Source organism: Rhodococcus wratislaviensis (assembly GCF_900455735.1).
GTDB classification, from domain to species: domain Bacteria; phylum Actinomycetota; class Actinomycetes; order Mycobacteriales; family Mycobacteriaceae; genus Rhodococcus_F; species Rhodococcus_F wratislaviensis.
In genome coordinates, this window is sequence record NZ_UAUI01000001.1 from 618,841 (window position 1) to 633,173 (window position 14,333).

Annotated in this window: 11 protein-coding genes and 3 pseudogenes; 6 read left to right on the top strand and 8 right to left on the bottom strand. The window is 66.1% G+C overall.

Going from position 1 to position 14,333, the window contains the following annotated elements:
* Positions 1 to 394 precede the first annotated feature (394 nt).
* On the bottom strand, positions 395 to 649 hold the full coding sequence (locus DTA22_RS02775) for a Zn-ribbon domain-containing OB-fold protein (RefSeq protein ID WP_112298856.1): 255 nt from the start codon (positions 647 to 649) through the stop codon (positions 395 to 397).
* Positions 570 to 1,057: pseudogene (locus tag DTA22_RS02780) on the bottom strand (CoA transferase). Before DTA22_RS02780 ends, DTA22_RS02775 begins: the two are co-directional and overlap by 80 nt.
* Before the next feature lie 773 nt (positions 1,058 to 1,830).
* Between DTA22_RS02780 and DTA22_RS02785 the strand changes: the two are divergent.
* Both DTA22_RS02785 and DTA22_RS02790 read left to right on the top strand, forming a co-directional pair.
* Positions 1,831 to 2,259 (top strand): DUF7144 family membrane protein, encoded by a 429-nt coding sequence (locus tag DTA22_RS02785; protein ID WP_112298429.1) that lies wholly within the window; start codon positions 1,831 to 1,833, stop codon positions 2,257 to 2,259.
* Positions 2,260 to 2,411: 152 nt separating this feature from the next.
* Positions 2,412 to 3,659 (top strand): cation:proton antiporter domain-containing protein, encoded by a 1,248-nt coding sequence (locus DTA22_RS02790; RefSeq protein WP_112298857.1) that lies wholly within the window; start codon positions 2,412 to 2,414, stop codon positions 3,657 to 3,659.
* Positions 3,660 to 3,670: 11 nt separating this feature from the next.
* Here DTA22_RS02790 and DTA22_RS02795 read toward each other — a convergent pair whose 3' ends face one another.
* A complete protein-coding gene (locus DTA22_RS02795) occupies positions 3,671 to 3,943 on the bottom strand; it encodes a hypothetical protein (RefSeq protein ID WP_218027698.1) in 273 nt (90 codons plus the stop codon).
* Positions 3,944 to 4,637: 694 nt separating this feature from the next.
* Between DTA22_RS02795 and DTA22_RS36450 the strand changes: the two genes are divergently transcribed.
* Positions 4,638 to 4,958 carry a M24 family metallopeptidase gene (locus DTA22_RS36450; RefSeq protein WP_218027699.1) on the top strand — a complete coding sequence of 107 codons (321 nt, stop codon included), beginning with the start codon at positions 4,638 to 4,640 and terminating at the stop codon, positions 4,956 to 4,958.
* A pseudogene (locus tag DTA22_RS02805) lies at positions 4,937 to 5,236 on the top strand (response regulator transcription factor); the annotation flags it as partial. The gene DTA22_RS36450 and the pseudogene DTA22_RS02805, both read left to right, overlap by 22 nt.
* Before the next feature lie 191 nt (positions 5,237 to 5,427).
* On the opposite strand, the gene DTA22_RS02810 reads toward DTA22_RS02805, so the two are convergent.
* The 3 genes from DTA22_RS02810 to DTA22_RS02825 all read right to left on the bottom strand — a co-directional run bounded on the left by DTA22_RS02810 (position 5,428) and on the right by DTA22_RS02825 (position 8,795).
* Positions 5,428 to 6,180 (bottom strand): NADPH-dependent F420 reductase, encoded by a 753-nt coding sequence (locus DTA22_RS02810; protein WP_255309420.1) that lies wholly within the window; start codon positions 6,178 to 6,180, stop codon positions 5,428 to 5,430.
* Positions 6,181 to 6,765: 585 nt separating this feature from the next.
* A complete protein-coding gene (locus tag DTA22_RS02820) occupies positions 6,766 to 7,209 on the bottom strand; it encodes a DUF1801 domain-containing protein (RefSeq protein ID WP_112298432.1) in 444 nt (147 codons plus the stop codon).
* A 980-nt stretch (positions 7,210 to 8,189) separates the two neighbouring features.
* On the bottom strand, positions 8,190 to 8,795 hold the full coding sequence (locus tag DTA22_RS02825) for a TetR/AcrR family transcriptional regulator (protein ID WP_037240144.1): 606 nt from the start codon (positions 8,793 to 8,795) through the stop codon (positions 8,190 to 8,192).
* 113 nt (positions 8,796 to 8,908) lie between these two features.
* Here DTA22_RS02825 and DTA22_RS02830 point away from each other — a divergent pair, with 113 nt between their 5' ends.
* Complete coding sequence (locus DTA22_RS02830) at positions 8,909 to 9,679, top strand: SDR family NAD(P)-dependent oxidoreductase (protein ID WP_112298433.1); 771 nt, start codon at positions 8,909 to 8,911, stop codon at positions 9,677 to 9,679.
* Positions 9,680 to 9,906: 227 nt separating this feature from the next.
* On the opposite strand, the gene DTA22_RS02835 is transcribed toward DTA22_RS02830, so the two are convergent.
* Entirely contained in the window at positions 9,907 to 11,160 is a 1,254-nt protein-coding gene (locus DTA22_RS02835; RefSeq protein ID WP_037240151.1) for an acyl-CoA dehydrogenase family protein, read from the bottom strand.
* 187 nt (positions 11,161 to 11,347) lie between these two features.
* On the bottom strand, positions 11,348 to 12,328 hold the full coding sequence (locus DTA22_RS02840; RefSeq protein ID WP_174233733.1) for an AraC-like ligand-binding domain-containing protein: 981 nt from the start codon (positions 12,326 to 12,328) through the stop codon (positions 11,348 to 11,350).
* A 305-nt stretch (positions 12,329 to 12,633) separates the two neighbouring features.
* Between DTA22_RS02840 and styD the strand changes: the two are divergent.
* Positions 12,634 to 14,099 (top strand): annotated as a pseudogene (gene styD / locus DTA22_RS02845) (phenylacetaldehyde dehydrogenase StyD).
* Positions 14,100 to 14,333: the final 234 nt, after the last annotated feature.

Here is a 14,333-nt window from a genome sequence, read left to right on the forward strand (position 1 = left end):
TGGAGTTGGCGGTGGCACCGTTGTTGCCATGAGACCGTCGACGTCGGAGGCCGGGAGGCCAGCCTCTGCTAACGCGTTGTCCAGTGCCCAGGCTCCGAGCTGTTCAGCCGATCTTCCTGACAGTCTTCCGAATGTCGTTGCGCCGACCCCAACAACAGCAGCAGCTCGATTGAGCGAATGCATAACCCTTCCTGTTCCGTTTCGTAACCCCGGTCTCGAGGTCGCTTCGAGGTTCCTTGCCATAGATGTCCATGTTGTCGGGTTGGTGCCGTCGGGCTTGTTGGTCGCCTGACTAACGCGCACCCGAGCGTGACGGCTCACCGTAATCTGTCCGCGGTGATGCCGGTACCTTCACTGCAAAGGTGATGACGGCAGCGGCCAGACCATAGTGGAATCAGCGTCCCGAATTACGTCCGGACCTCCCGGAGGTGGCCAAATCCCGGCTTCGTGCTTGGTGAACCGTAGTGAACGTCTCCACAGTCCCGGAAGGGGGCAGTTCGATCGGTTGGACGTCGGTGGAATAGCAGACCGGGCAGAAATCTCTGGTCGGGAAGGAGGAATGCCCGGACTCACATTGTGTGCCGACCAATGTGAATGGCTCCGTGGTGAACAAGTCCGGCATCAGCGCTGCGCCATTGCTCGACGACATCGTTTAGAGCGAGGGGCCGGATGGATGAGTCGCTGAGTTTCAGCTCCGTGCGACTCAGTCGCGGCGCAGCCGCGGGAAACTTGATTCCGTTCTGGTCCAGCATTATTTCGCGTGCACGCACGTGCGGATCGGATGTAACTTCTTCGACAGCGTTGACGGGTGTCACACAAGCTTCGGCGCCGGCGAAGAGTGTTGTCCATTCAGCGCGAGTTTGGTGGCAAAGACGTCTGCGATGCGGCGTTTGGCCTCCGGCCATCGGGCCCGGTCATTTTGCAGGTCGTGCAGGTCGTGTTGGAGCCCGAGCACCCGCAGGAGGTTCGTGTAGAACCTCGGCTCGACGCTGCCCACGGCCATGTAGTGGCCGTCGCTGCTTCGGTAGCTGTTGTAGAACGGGGCACCGGAATCCATGTCGTTGGTCCCCGGAACCGGGGACCAACGACCCTCGGCTTTGCGCTGCCAGTAGGACGATGCGCCAAAGGAGAATCGTGTGATTCCAGGCTCGTCAGGGTCCGTCCGGGCAGTGGTGAACGTACTGGACGGCGGGTTGGTGAACCCAGTTGGTTCCGTATATCAGTCCCGCGAATGGGATCGGAACCACGAGGGCCAGCAACAGGCAGCGAGCTTTCCGCAGCGGTCACCGCCCCGACGACCGTCCCCACGAAGGTGAGCGCGGCGAGCACCCACAGTGCGCGGGCCACCACTACCGCATGTCTGATCTGGACGACCGAGCCACCAACGACCAGCAAGGCACCAAGCCAGAGGGGGCGGGTCCAAGTGGGCATGGCGGCGCGGGTCCTCCCAACGTTCGGCGGGCGTGAAGTCACATGGGCGCACAATCGGCCCATGCGGCTGATCGCGCCGATGTTGACCCGCCCCCGGGTGAACCACCGGAGGCAACGGACGGCGCCTGGGCAGCGGAAATGAAGTGCGTCGGTTGGCGCATCCCGCGACAACCTGCCAGGGCAATGGGTCGGAGGCGATGACCGCGGGCATGTTCGAGATCCGGCGGCGACGCTCCTGGGTCGGAATCCATCACGCGTGGGCGTCATCCCCCGCGCTCCTGGCCCTGGTGACAACTCGGCGGGCCCACTTCTGCCGCGAATTGCCGCCATCACCGGCCCGACCGGAGGACAATGGAGTTCGCCGGAAACTTCACGCGTTGCCCGGGAAGGGAAACGGTCATGTCCGAGGAATCTGTGGTCAAACGCGGTGTGGCGCAAGGGTCCGCGATGGGTGGCGCGGTTCTGCTGGTTACCGTCGGTGTCCTCGAGCTACTCCAGGGCCTGTCCGCGATCTCCAAGGATGAGGTAATAGTCACCGGAGTCGACTACACCTACCAATTCGACCTCACCGCATGGGGGTGGACCCACCTGGTTCTCGGCGCGATCGTTACCGCCGCCGGAATCGCCCTGTTCACCGGTGCCGCCTGGGCGAGAGGGGGCGCCATGGTGATCTGCGCAATCTCGATCCTCGTCAACTTCCTCTGGTTGCCCTACTACCCCATGTGGGCGATCACGATCATCGCCCTCAACGCCGTGGTGATTTGGGCCGTCTCGACCTGGCACCCCGACAGAGACGGAGCCGCACGGCCATATCGACCGGCGAGATAAACGGCTAGCGACAACGAACAGTGCGGCAGGCATTTCCGCAACCTATGAGGACGACGATGGGACAGGAGATTCATCATGCGGATCGAGGGTTGCGGTCTCACGACACGACCTCGCGCCACGCCGACATCGACCGAGAATGACGCGTGGCCGCCATGACGTGGGCGCTGCCCGCGATCGCCGTGATCCTGCTCGGCTTCGCGGCGATCTCCCGGCGCGTGGCGGGCACGCCGATCACCGCCCCGATCGTCTTCACCGTCACCGGGCTGCTGCTCGGCGTGGAGGCGGCCGGAGTGGTCGACGTGCACGCCACCGCCGAGATCGTCAAACTGCTCGCCGAGGTGACCCTGGCGTTGGTGCTGTTCTCCGACGCTGCACACGTCGACCTGACCGAACTCCGCACCGAGATTTCCTTACCTGCGCGACTTCTCGGTATCGGCCTGCCACTGACCATCGCGGCCGGATTCGGTGCCGCCGCGATCGCGCTCGGCGATCTCGCCTGGCCCGAGGCGTTGCTGCTCGCAGTGATCCTCGCCCCCACCGACGCCGCGCTCGGTCAGGCCGTGGTCACCCTCCCCGTGCTGCCGATGCGGATACGCCAGGGCTTGAACGTCGAAAGCGGCCTCAATGACGGTATCTGTGTGCCGTTGTTCCTGATCGTGCTCGCGATCGCGCAAGCCGAAGCGGGTGCGATCGGCGACGGTGCGGCCGCCCGTCTGGTCACCGAGCAAATTGGTTACGGGGTCGTCGCCGGGGTCGGGGCAGGCGTACTCGCCGCCGCCGTCCTGGTGACGGCCAGTCGGCGCCACGCCCTCGATCCACTGTGGGCGCACACCGTGCCGGTGACCGCAGCACTGCTCGCCTACACCGCCGCCGTGCCGCTGGGCGGTTCCGGATTCATCGCCGCGTTCGTCGGCGGACTGACCTTCGGCGCACTCCGGCGCCGCGCCGACGTCGACGACGACGCCGGGCACATGATCGACGAGACCGGTGACCTGTTCAGCGCCGTGACCTTCATCGTCTTCGGCGCCGTGCTGCTCGGTCCCGCACTCGGTCGTCTCTCCTGGGCCGTGCTCGGATACGCCGTCGTGAGCCTGACCGTCGTCCGGATGATTCCCGTCGCACTGTCCCTTGTCGGCACCCATCCACGCGCCCCGACCGTGGCCTTCCTCGGCTGGTTCGGGCCCCGAGGACTCGCCACCATCGTCTTCGCCATCCTCATCATCGAAGAACCGGGCGAACTACCCCACGAACAACTGCTCCTGACCACCGCGGTGATCACGATCGCTCTCTCCGTCCTGGCGCACGGACTCACCGCCGCTCCCCTCGCCGCCCGCTACGCCGCCTGGGCCCGGGCCCACCCCCGCCCGGAGAACCGACCTGCCCCAGATCCTCGAAGGTGATCCCCGCACCCTCAGCCGCGCGATGGATCTCGGTGGGTGTGGAGTACCCCTACCGGTTCGACCTCATCGCCTGGGGCTGGATTCACATCGCCTCCGGGGTAGGAGGGGTACCGCGCTCCCAACTTCGCGACGGCATAGCCCTGCAAGGTGGCCACCACCCCGGCCAGCAGGAACGACAGCCACACCGCGGAACCGGCCACGGCCCCGGCCTCTCCGAGGAGAGCGAAGATGCCGGCTCCGACCATCGAACCGACGCCGAGAAACGCGGCGCCGCGCACAGTCATGGCCCGGGCGCCTGCGGGGGCGGCCTCGCCTGCGTCACGTCCATCGAGCGGTTCACGGGCCAATGGCGGCAATGCCCTTCATGGCGTTACCGCCACCGTCTACGAGGGGCCGAGACCTGTCCGATCAGTCCGATATTGAACCGAGATAAAGAATTGAACTGCGCTGTCGTGCCCTCGTTTCCGAATCGAAAAACGTATTTGTTGGGCTGGGCGGGAGCACAATTCGATAGAGCGTGCGATTGCGCAACGCGTGGGAGGTGAACCGTGTCGGCGCGGTGCCGATCGAGCGGAGGGCCCTGAGCAGCCGTCCTCGCAGGACGTGCGACGTGGCTGGTTCGCCGGAACGACTTCGGTTTCGTTGCGGAGATATTCGGAGGGCAGTCGACCATCCCGAGGTCACCGGAGGGCCTGATGACATCGATCGCGCATCCGATGCCGGCACCGTTCACCGCCGACGACTACGCCGCCCGTATGACGCGGGTTGTTCACGATGCCGTCGCCGTCGGCCTGGACGGTATTCTCGTCACGCCCGGACCTGACCTGGTCTGGTTGGCGGGGTATCGCCGACCGCGATCACCGAACGCCTCACGATTTTGGTGTTGTGCCCGGATCGTATACCGACCATGGTGGTTCCCGCGCTCGAGCGGCCTGATGCCGAATCCGCGGAGGGTACGGCTGCGGTGTCGCTCGTCGAATGGGCCGATGGCACCGATCCGTATCCGGTGGCCGGTGCACTACTGGACCCTGCAGGCAGATACGGCATCTCCGACATGAGCACATCGTGCAGGCGTCTTTCGCCGGTAGGCGTGAACGCGAGGTCGCAGCCGAGCTGGCGGGGTTGCTGCGCCGATTCGGGCACGAGCAGCTTGATTTCACCGTCGTCGGATCCGGACCCAACGGCGCCAATCCGCACCACGAGGCCGGTGACCGGGTGATCGAACGCGGTGACACCGTGGTCCTGGACTCGGTGGAAGCCGGTGTCGGATTCCGCTTCGTCGGTCATGGCAGGCCTTGAACTTTAACACTGCTGTCGCCTACGCCCTCAACGAACCTCACGCGGCGAATGCAGTGGTGCCCTCTTCCGTTTCGCCGCCGCCACTGACCAAACGCGAGCTACAGGTCGCCGAGCTGGTCGCCGAGGGCTTGACCAACAAAGCAATCGCCACCCGCCTGGTGATCTCGCCACGCACAGCGCAGGGACACGTCGAGTATGTGCTGGCCAAGCTCGGTTTCACCTCCCGCGCGCAGGTCGCCGCCTGGTTTGTAGACCGCGGCCCGGGCGTAGGCGGATGAGTGCGTTTTGGATCGCTTCGCGTCCTGGCAGGACGCGAAGGGGACCGCCGCTGCCGCCTGAATCGCGAACAGCGGCATGAAAAATCACCCAATTCATGCCCAAAACAACTACGCTGACGCACCTTCCAGACAAGTTGACAGTGCCCCGAGCGCCGTCTTCCTATTCGGGAACCGCCGCTCGACACCGAGCGCTACTCCGCCACAGCACGCCACTCGTCTGTGCGCTCCGGCGTTGCCTGCGCCAGTGCCTTCAACGTAGCTTCCCGATCAAAATTTTTGCCGTAAACCGGGGTTCCCGGCTGCTGACGCCAGGAATCTTCGACGGTGCCGGCGTCGACAGGGTCAAAGCCGAGCTGATTGATCAGGTCGAATACCACCTGCTTCTTCAGTGCGTCGTCGCCGGCGACGGGGAGCGCGATCCGGCCGCTCGACCCCTCCGGTAGGCCCTTCTCGAGAAGGTGCTTCCACCAGATTCCGTTGAATGCCTTGAACACCGGTACGCCGAGGTGTTCTTGCACCCATTCACTTTCTACCTGACCGTCTTCGATGGCGGCGATCAATCCGTCTCGCTGCTGCGGGTAGTAGTTGTTGGTCTCGATCACCGGAGCACCATCGGCAGCGCCTGCGAGCATGCCGGTAGGAAGGTCCACGACGTTCTTCTGCGGGATGCTCACGATCACCAGGTCTGCACCCTCGGCGGCTTCGGTGTTCAGTACCGCCTTTGCACCGGTCTCTGCCTCGAGGTCTGCGAGGGTGTCGGGTGTCCGAGAGTTCGACACGCGCACATCGTGACCGAGCGCAGTCAGCCTGCGTGTCAGCGTGCCACCGATCTGACCAGCTCCGATGATTCCGATGCGCATGTTCATGTTCCCCTTCGTCGAGTGCCGCGACACTTCGCGACCGCTGCATGCGTCAACAACGGACACCGGCGGATAGTTCCGCATGGGCACATTCAGCTCGACCTGATTCAAATACTTGACAGTTCGGCTCAGACGGCCGACCCGGTGCCGGACGCCGCCGGACTAACCGGTTCGCCCACCCGGTCGCAGAGTCAGGTGATGGTGTAGCCGAGCTGATAAACAGCGACAACGCCGGCAGCGCAGGGAACGCGTCGGTGGCGCGTTCGGTGATCGCGATGCAGACACTGCCGGCGAACCGGCCGCGGTAGACGATCCCGCGCGGTGCCGGGCCCATGTGCCAGGCGTCGTGCCCTGCCCCGACAACACAGCGTCGGGGCCGGCAATTACGGCACGTACGGGGAGGAAACGGTTCAAAGGGGTGGACACAGCAGTAGCGCAATGGGCGGGACGCCGCGGACGACGTCTGACCGTCGCAGAAACCAGCAGATACGTCCAAACACACCTCGATCTGAGCGTGGACATGCAGTCGTCATCACCGGGTAGTGCCCCGAGCTCCGACGACTCTCCGGTGGCAGCTGGCAGATGCTTGCCTCCATGCGGGGGCGGCAGGTGGAGGCCATGGTGCGCACCACGACCGGCGACGATCCGGGATGCTCTCCGACGGGTGCTCTACATCTTCTCGCCGGGCAGGTTGCTTGCCTGCTCGATCCAGGAACGGAGCTGGCCCTCGTCGAGATCGTCGTCTTCGCGGATGTCGACGTAGCGCACCTCGTCGTGCTTGGACGCCTTGGGCGGAACAGGGTCCAGCGAGGTCCCTCGGAAGAACTGAAGCTGGACGTACTTCGTGTAGCAGCGGAAGCTGAGGAACCAGCCCTCGCCGTCGTGCCCGTAAAACGGCTGGTTCCACTTCACGGCCTTGTGCACATCGGGGACGGTCCGCACGATCAGGCGATCGAGCCGCTCGCCCAGCGAGCGCTTCCACTCGGGCATCGCGGCGATATAGGCCTGCACCGGTCCGTCACCCTCACCCTTCGGGATCTGCGGGTTTCCACCGGAGAGCAGCTTCGGTTCGGAGCCAGCGTTCTTGTCCGCGTTGTTCCTACTGGTCGGCATCGATCCTCCATCGTCTGTGCTCGTCGAACGGCCGAGGTGGCGGTTTACGCGTCGAGCTGTGAGCGCCGCCCCCGGCGCCCGGCACCACGAAGGAGCCACCCACTCGAAGCCGGCGGGCGTATGAGACACATTTCGTCGCCGTCCACCACTCGCGGAGACCGCAGCAGCGCCCACAAAAAGCCCGCCGCGACCCCGCAACCACAACTTACCTACGGTAACTCGCGGAACCGGTGCACCGCGCTCGCGGTATTCACCAATAGCGCCGAGAGGGGCGGATGGCACCCCGCACCACTCGCACTGAAGATCACGATCATCCGCCGCCGGGTCGGAGCGATTTTGTCGACACGTAACCCGGCGGGAACCCGTGCGGAGGTCAACCAACCTGGGACGGTATCGGCGGTCTCGAGGTGGAGCACATCTGTTCAGCGATCCAACGTCGGATCGCGTCGTGGGAGGTCATGCCAATCACCATCTAGGGGGTACCCGCCGGGGTCGGCGCCCACTCATCCGCCTGCCGGGATTGCGTCCGAACGATGGGTCATCCGAGGAAGCAGTTTCCACCCGTCTGGAGTCGCAGAACAGTACCTCCGGACGATCACGGGCCGTGGTCGCCTCCCCACCGACACCAAGCACATCCGAGTTGTACTGCGCTGTCCCGCTTGCCGTTGATGAATCAGGCTCGGCGACGCGGACTTCGGGCGTGATTGCGTCACTGCGATGGGGGGGTTGCGATGTCAGCGGCGTAGACGGTGAGAGGTCACGGCCTCCAGCCCACCACCTCTGATGACGCGCCGCGACCCACCGCTCGGTGGTGGAGGATGCCGGCGCCCGATTCACCGTCTACCCGGGAACGAAGCAGACATCCGGCTCATCGGCACAAACGATGCCGCGCGAGATCACGCTCCCACACACGTCCGTTCGGTCGCGGGGAATGCTGCCCAGATATCGAGCAAGCCGGCTCCCGGAGCCGGCTCTGCCGATCAGCAGGCAGCGCCGGTCGATCCCGGGCCCCGAAGATAGTCGATCAGCGTGTCGAGGACGGCTTCGAGATCCTCGACACTGCCCGTCGACCGCAGGACCTGCACCCCACCCTGAATTCCCGCGATGAACGCGGACGCGGTGCGCGGCGCATCCACGCCGGCCCGGATCTCGCCTGCCGCCTGCATCGCCTCGATCCCTGCCGCCACGTGGGTCCGCCACTGCGCCAGCAGTGTTCGGACCACCTCATATGCCCCCGGCGTTCCGCCCGCCTGGGCCAGCAGCGACCCGAGCGGACAATGCGCCCCCTGAGCGCGGTAGCGGGTGACCAACGCATCCCGCCACCTCAGCCACGCCGCCCACGAGGTCAGCGCGCCGAGGTGCGGTTGCTGATCGTCGAGGACCCGGCCCGCCTCGTAGACGGCGACGGCAAGCAGCAACTCGTCCTTGCCGCCCGGAAAGTAGTGGAACAGCTGCCCCTTGCTGGTTCCGGTGATCGCACGGATGTCGTCGAGCGTGACCTGACCGGGCTCACCACCCCGAAGATGAGTCGCGGCACCCTCGACGATGCGCGCTCTGGTAGCGAGCCCCTTCGCAGTGATCGGCATGTCCCGAGGGTAACGCAATTCTGGACCGGCCAACCCTCCATGACTCCACTACCAGCGAACACACCCAACTTTCTGGACTTGCTGGTCCAAAAAATACTTTCTACGGTCGGGACATGACCAATCACCTCAGCAACCGACTGCAGGGCCGCACCGCCCTCGTCACCGGATCGACCTCCCACATCGGGCGCGCAATCGCCGCCGCCTTCGCCGCCGAAGGCGCCCACGTCATCGTCTCTGGCCGCGACACGACACGCGGGAACGAGACCATCGCCGCGATCCACGCGAAAGGAGGCCGCGCGGACTTCCTCGCCGCCGACCTCGACGGCACCTCCGCCACCAGCCACGCCCTCGCCGAGCATGCACTGCGCCTGACCGGCGGACACCTCGACATCCTGGTCAACAACGCCGGCATCTTCCCGGCCTCCGGCACGATGACCGTCGACGACGACATCGTGGACCGCATCTACGCCGTCAACGTCAAGGCACCCCTCTTCCTGGTGCAGGCCCTGGCCCCACACATGACCGACAACGGTGGCGGCGTCGTCATCAACCTCGGCTCATGGGTGGCCCGCCTCGGCATCCCACACGGCCCCGTCTACGCCTCGTCCAAGGCCGCGATGGAAAGCCTGACCCGATCCTGGGCCGCCGAATTCGGGCCACGGGGACTGCGCGTCAACGCCGTCTCCCCCGGCGTCATCCGCCCCACCGGACCCGACACCGACTCCCCCGCCGACACCTTGATGCACTCCACACCCGCCGGCCGACCAGGCACCGCCGAAGACATCGCCGGCGCAGTGCTCTACCTCGCCTCCGACGACGCCCGCTTCGTACACGGCACAATCCTCGACGTCGACGGCGGACGCATCGGAGTCAACACCGTGTAAGTGCCCGCGACACGACGTCCTCGGGAAGGCCGGCTGCGGCCAGGAAATTCAACGCCTCGATCGCCGCAACATCCGAGTCCGTCACAAGGGTGGTCGGCAGCCGGATGTGCGCGCACACTCGGAGGCCTCGCACCGATCAGCCGGCCGCAACCAACCTGATAGCCGAGCACAACGGTGATCTGGAGTTGGGGCGGTCCCGACGCGTGGGATGAGTGGGAGATGGCTTGCTACTCGGCGGCCGAGGCGGCGAGAGGGTCGTAGTCGGGCGCGCTGAGCAGGGTGTGGAGCTGACGCCGGCGCACACCCATGTTCCCGCCGTCGAAGATGGGCAGCACCACCGCATCCTGCAGCAGGCGTGCGAGCGGTAGATCGTGGTTGTAGCTGTCGATGCCGACGATCCGCATCAGGTCGGTGATGACCTTCACCGCGGTTTCGGAGCCGTAGATCTTCGCCTGCACGGCCAGCTCGAGGGCGCTGGGCAACTGGAGGTCGAGGGCCTGGCAGGCCTTCCAGCTCAGGTAGCGGGCCGCTTCGATGGCGATCTTGGCGTCGGCGAGGGCGTAGCCGACCGCCTGGTGCTCGATGATCGGGACCAATCCGGCGCGGCGCTCCGTCTTGGCGAAGTGCAACGTGAAGTCGAAGGCTGCGCGCATCAGCCCGACCCCGAAAACCCCGACCAGGGCGGCTGTTCCGGCGAAGCTGGCCTCCACTAGTTCGTTGCCCGACCCGACCTCGCCGAGGATGTTCTCGCGCGGGACTCGGACGTTGTCGAAGTGGAAGCGAGGGGTGAGGTGGCCGCGGTGCCCGAGGGTGTCGAAATCCTCGTCGGTGACAAGACCGTGCCCGGGTTTCGGAACCAGCAGTACCGAGGTGGCCCGCCCGGTCGGCCCGTTCCCGTCGACGTCGGTCCGGCAGACGACGGTGAGGAAGTCCACCCCGCCACCGTCCCATCCGGTGGCGTTGCTGATCCACTGCTTGGAGCCGTTGATCACCCATTCGTCACCGTCGAGCACCGCGGTGGTGCGGGTCCCTTCGGCGGGGGCGGGATCGGCGAAGTTGGCGATCCCGCCGGGTTCGCTGTGGCAGAACGCCGCCAATGGGGCACCGGTTCCGGAGAGGAAGGGGGCGAGGGTCCGCTGGATCTGTTCCGGGCTGCCGCCGTTGAGCACGGGCAGTAGTCCGAGCAGGGAGGCGAACGTGGTGAGTGAAACGTTCGCGTCGACCGCGTAGAACTCTTCGGCGATCAACGCCATGTCGACCAGGCCGTTGCCTTCACCGCCGGCGGGTGCCGGGATGATCTTGCGGAGCCAGCCCTGGGTGACGACCTCCTCATATGCAGGCCGCGTCGCGGCGAACCGTTCCCGAGCCGTGGGCAGGTGTCGGATCTTCTCGGCGATGTCGCCGAACGTGTTCTCCGCGAATGCCCGGGCGGACAACTGCAGTTCGCGCTGCTCGGCGGTCAAGGTGAAATCGATGGCCATGCTGATCGTCTCCTGCTGGTGGTGGGTGCCGGCATCGAGCCGCACCGTCGGTGTCCCCCGGGACCGGGAGGTGCTGGCCGCACGGGACACCGGAATGTGAACGACGTCACCATCCTGCGCTCTCCGTCGGGCACTGTCTTGGTGCCTGGCGCAGAGAAACTGGGACGGGGGCGAACTGCCGACTGCGTTACCGGAGCGGGTGGGCCGACTCGCCTGCGGTCATCGTTGCCCGGTACTCGCGGGGCGACTGCCCGAACGTCGACCGGAACAGCTTCGAGAAATACGAGGAATCGATCAGGCCCCAGCGGCCGGCGAGCGTCCCGATCGGGACCGAGCTCATTCTCGGGTCCCGGAGGTCCCGGCTCACCCGTTCGAGGCGTCGCCGTCGAATGCAGGACGTGACCGTGATCCCCTCCCCCTCGAACAGCATCTGCAGGTAGCGAATCGAAATGTTATGGGCGCCGGCGATGGTCGGGCTGCTCAGTTCGGGGTCATCGAGTCGTGCATCGATGAATGCCTTGATCTTCAGCAGCAGTGCGTGTTGGTGGGTCTCCGGCGGCACGTTCGATTCCGAGCCCAGTTGTTCGGCGAATGCCGCGGCGAGCAGGTTCAGCACGGCGTCGCCGAGATCAAAACTGGAGGCGAGCTGCCCGGTCTCCATCTGCTCAGCGACCGTCATCAAGAACGGCGACACCAGAGCGCCGATGCCCCGGCGCCCGGAGATACGGCGGGCCGTTACCACCTCGGAATCGCCGGACCGCAGCCGCAACAGCTCACGCGGGAACATCAGCACGAGCTGTCGAAAATCGTCCTCGAACGCCAGGCCGTATGGTCGGCGGGTGTCGTAAACGGCGAAGTCGCCGGGAGTCAGCGCCGCTTCCCGGCCATCCTGCGTGACCAGGCAGTACCCCCGCAGCTGCATGCCCAGATTCAAGTAGCCCGGATCTGAACGACGAATCGTCGCCGCAGTCCGCTCGACCTCGACCGGGCCGCCGCTGACATCACTCACCTGCACGGTTCCTACCGACTGCCCCCGGAGGCCTCCGCGGAACCCGCCGTCCCGGCGCACCCGCGCCTCGAGGGGAACGAAGGTGCTCGCCACCGCGTCACACCAGGCGTCGAAACGATCGGCAGGCGACAACACGTCTGTGTGCACGATCTCTGTCATGGTCGTACCACCCACTTCGCCTCACCCGGCGACCTTCGGGACGAAATGCCCCGACGGGCCGAACCGGAGCACTAGACAACGCATAATACCGAATGATCGTTCGGTGCGCTAGGCCGTCCGACCATACCCTGGCATGCGGGATACCGAGTGCGTCCACGTCACACAGGCTCTGCGCTGCGTTACAAGACACTGCGTTCGCCCCGGCGCACGATGGGGTTGGAGGCCTTGAGGGCGGCCAGGCGCGGTTCGCCAGTCGGCCTACAAGACCGCAAAAACACCCCGCCGCAAGGAGACCCAGCGTGATCATGTCAGCCGACCATTCGGTCGATACTCAGTTCGCCACCGAGCTTTTCATCGGAGGCCGGTGGCGTCCGAGCAGCGCCGGCACCCTCGTCAACCTCAATCCGGCCACCGAGGAACCCCTGGCGGATATCGCCGACGGCACCGCCGCGGACGTGGACGACGCGGTGCGTGCTGCCCGCGGCCAACTCGACGGTGAATGGGGTTCGTGGAGTGGGATCGACCGCGGCAAGGTCCTGAACCGGATCGCCGACCTGATCGAGCGTGACGGCGATCTCCTCGCCCGGCTCGAGGCACTCGACATCGGCAAGCCGGTCGGACAGCCGACAATTCTCGATATCCCGAACGCGGCCAACACCTTTCGTCACTTTGCCGGCTGGGCCGACAAGATCACGGTCAGGCAATTCCCACCGCCGGTTACTTCGGCAAACCCACCCACTCGTACACCGTCCGCGAGCCGGTCGGCGTCATCGGGGCGATCATCCCCTGGAACACCCCGCTGATGATCACCGGCTGGAAGCTCGCCCCCGCCCTGGCCGCGGGGAACACCGTGGTGATCAAGCCGCCCGAGGCGGCGCCGCTGTCGATCCTGCACCTCGGTCGGCTGCTCGCGGAGGCCGGCCTCCCGCCTGGAACGGTGAACATTGTGCCCGGGGACGGGGCGGTGGCCGGGAACGCGCTCGTCGAACACCCCGACGTCGACAAGATCAGCTTCACCGGCAGCCCCGCCGTCGGTCGCCTCATCCAGGAGCGCGCGGCGAAGACCGTCAAGCGCGTCACGCTGGAGCTGGGCGGCAAGTCCCCGCAGATCATCCTTGACGACGCCGATCTCGAAGCGGCGATCAATGGCACTGCAATGGGCTTGTTCTTCAACCAGGGCGAGACGTGCGCTGCCGGCACCCGCGTCCTGGTGCACCGATCGCTGTACGGTGCGGTCGTCGACGGTCTTGCGGCGGCGGCCGACGCGCAGGTGCTCGGCGACCCGTTCGACCCGGCCACGACGATGGGGGCCCTGGTGGACGCCAAGCAGCGGGACACCGTCCTGCGCTACGTCACCATCGGTACTGACGAGGGTGCCCGGCTGGCCGCCGGCGGCGCCCGCCATCAGGGCCCGGGTTACTTCGTGCGGCCCACGATCTTCGCCGACGCGACCAACGACATGACCATCGCCCGCGAGGAAATCTTCGGCCCCGTCGGCACCGTGATCCCCTTCGACGATCCGGCCGAAGCGATCCGCCTGGCGAACCAGACCCAGTACGGGCTCGCCGCGAGCATCTGGACCCGAGACGTCTCCCGCGCCCATATCCTCGCCCGCCGGGTCCGCGCCGGGGCGGTGTGGGTGAACGGGTGGGCAGCATTGGATCCCGCCCTCCCTTGGGGCGGCATGAAAACCAGCGGCGTCGGACGCGAGCTGGGCTGGAGCGGCATCCTCGCCAACACGGAAGAAAAGGCCGTCACGATCGTGTTGTAGCGATCGCGAAGATGGGACCGACGCGTGTCCGGCCCATCCACAACGTGAGCCCGGGCGACCACCGCCGCGGACGTAGCCGCCCACAGTGGTCGCCCGGGTGTCGGCCATCCTGTGACGGCAGCAGGATGGGCGGTGGTGGCCCTTGACGGCTGCATGACGTCGGCCGCGGGCCTGCCCGATATGGTGTTGCACCAACTTCGCTGTGCCGGCGGGCTGCGGCCACGATTTGCGCTG

Bases quoted from the DNA above. Each gene is read 5' to 3' on its own strand.
- DTA22_RS02775 (WP_112298856.1), bottom strand. From the start codon at position 649: ATGTCGTCGAGCAATGGCGCAGCGCTGATGCCGGACTTGTTCACCACG.
- DTA22_RS02785 (WP_112298429.1), top strand. From the start codon at position 1,831: ATGTCCGAGGAATCTGTGGTCAAACGCGGTGTGGCGCAAGGGTCCGCG.
- DTA22_RS02790 (WP_112298857.1), top strand. From the start codon at position 2,412: ATGACGTGGGCGCTGCCCGCGATCGCCGTGATCCTGCTCGGCTTCGCG.
- DTA22_RS02795 (WP_218027698.1), bottom strand. From the start codon at position 3,943: ATGACTGTGCGCGGCGCCGCGTTTCTCGGCGTCGGTTCGATGGTCGGA.
- DTA22_RS36450 (WP_218027699.1), top strand. From the start codon at position 4,638: ATGGGCCGATGGCACCGATCCGTATCCGGTGGCCGGTGCACTACTGGA.
- DTA22_RS02810 (WP_255309420.1), bottom strand. From the start codon at position 6,180: ATGCGGAACTATCCGCCGGTGTCCGTTGTTGACGCATGCAGCGGTCGC.
- DTA22_RS02820 (WP_112298432.1), bottom strand. From the start codon at position 7,209: ATGCCGACCAGTAGGAACAACGCGGACAAGAACGCTGGCTCCGAACCG.
- DTA22_RS02825 (WP_037240144.1), bottom strand. From the start codon at position 8,795: ATGCCGATCACTGCGAAGGGGCTCGCTACCAGAGCGCGCATCGTCGAG.
- DTA22_RS02830 (WP_112298433.1), top strand. From the start codon at position 8,909: ATGACCAATCACCTCAGCAACCGACTGCAGGGCCGCACCGCCCTCGTC.
- DTA22_RS02835 (WP_037240151.1), bottom strand. From the start codon at position 11,160: ATGGCCATCGATTTCACCTTGACCGCCGAGCAGCGCGAACTGCAGTTG.
- DTA22_RS02840 (WP_174233733.1), bottom strand. From the start codon at position 12,328: ATGACAGAGATCGTGCACACAGACGTGTTGTCGCCTGCCGATCGTTTC.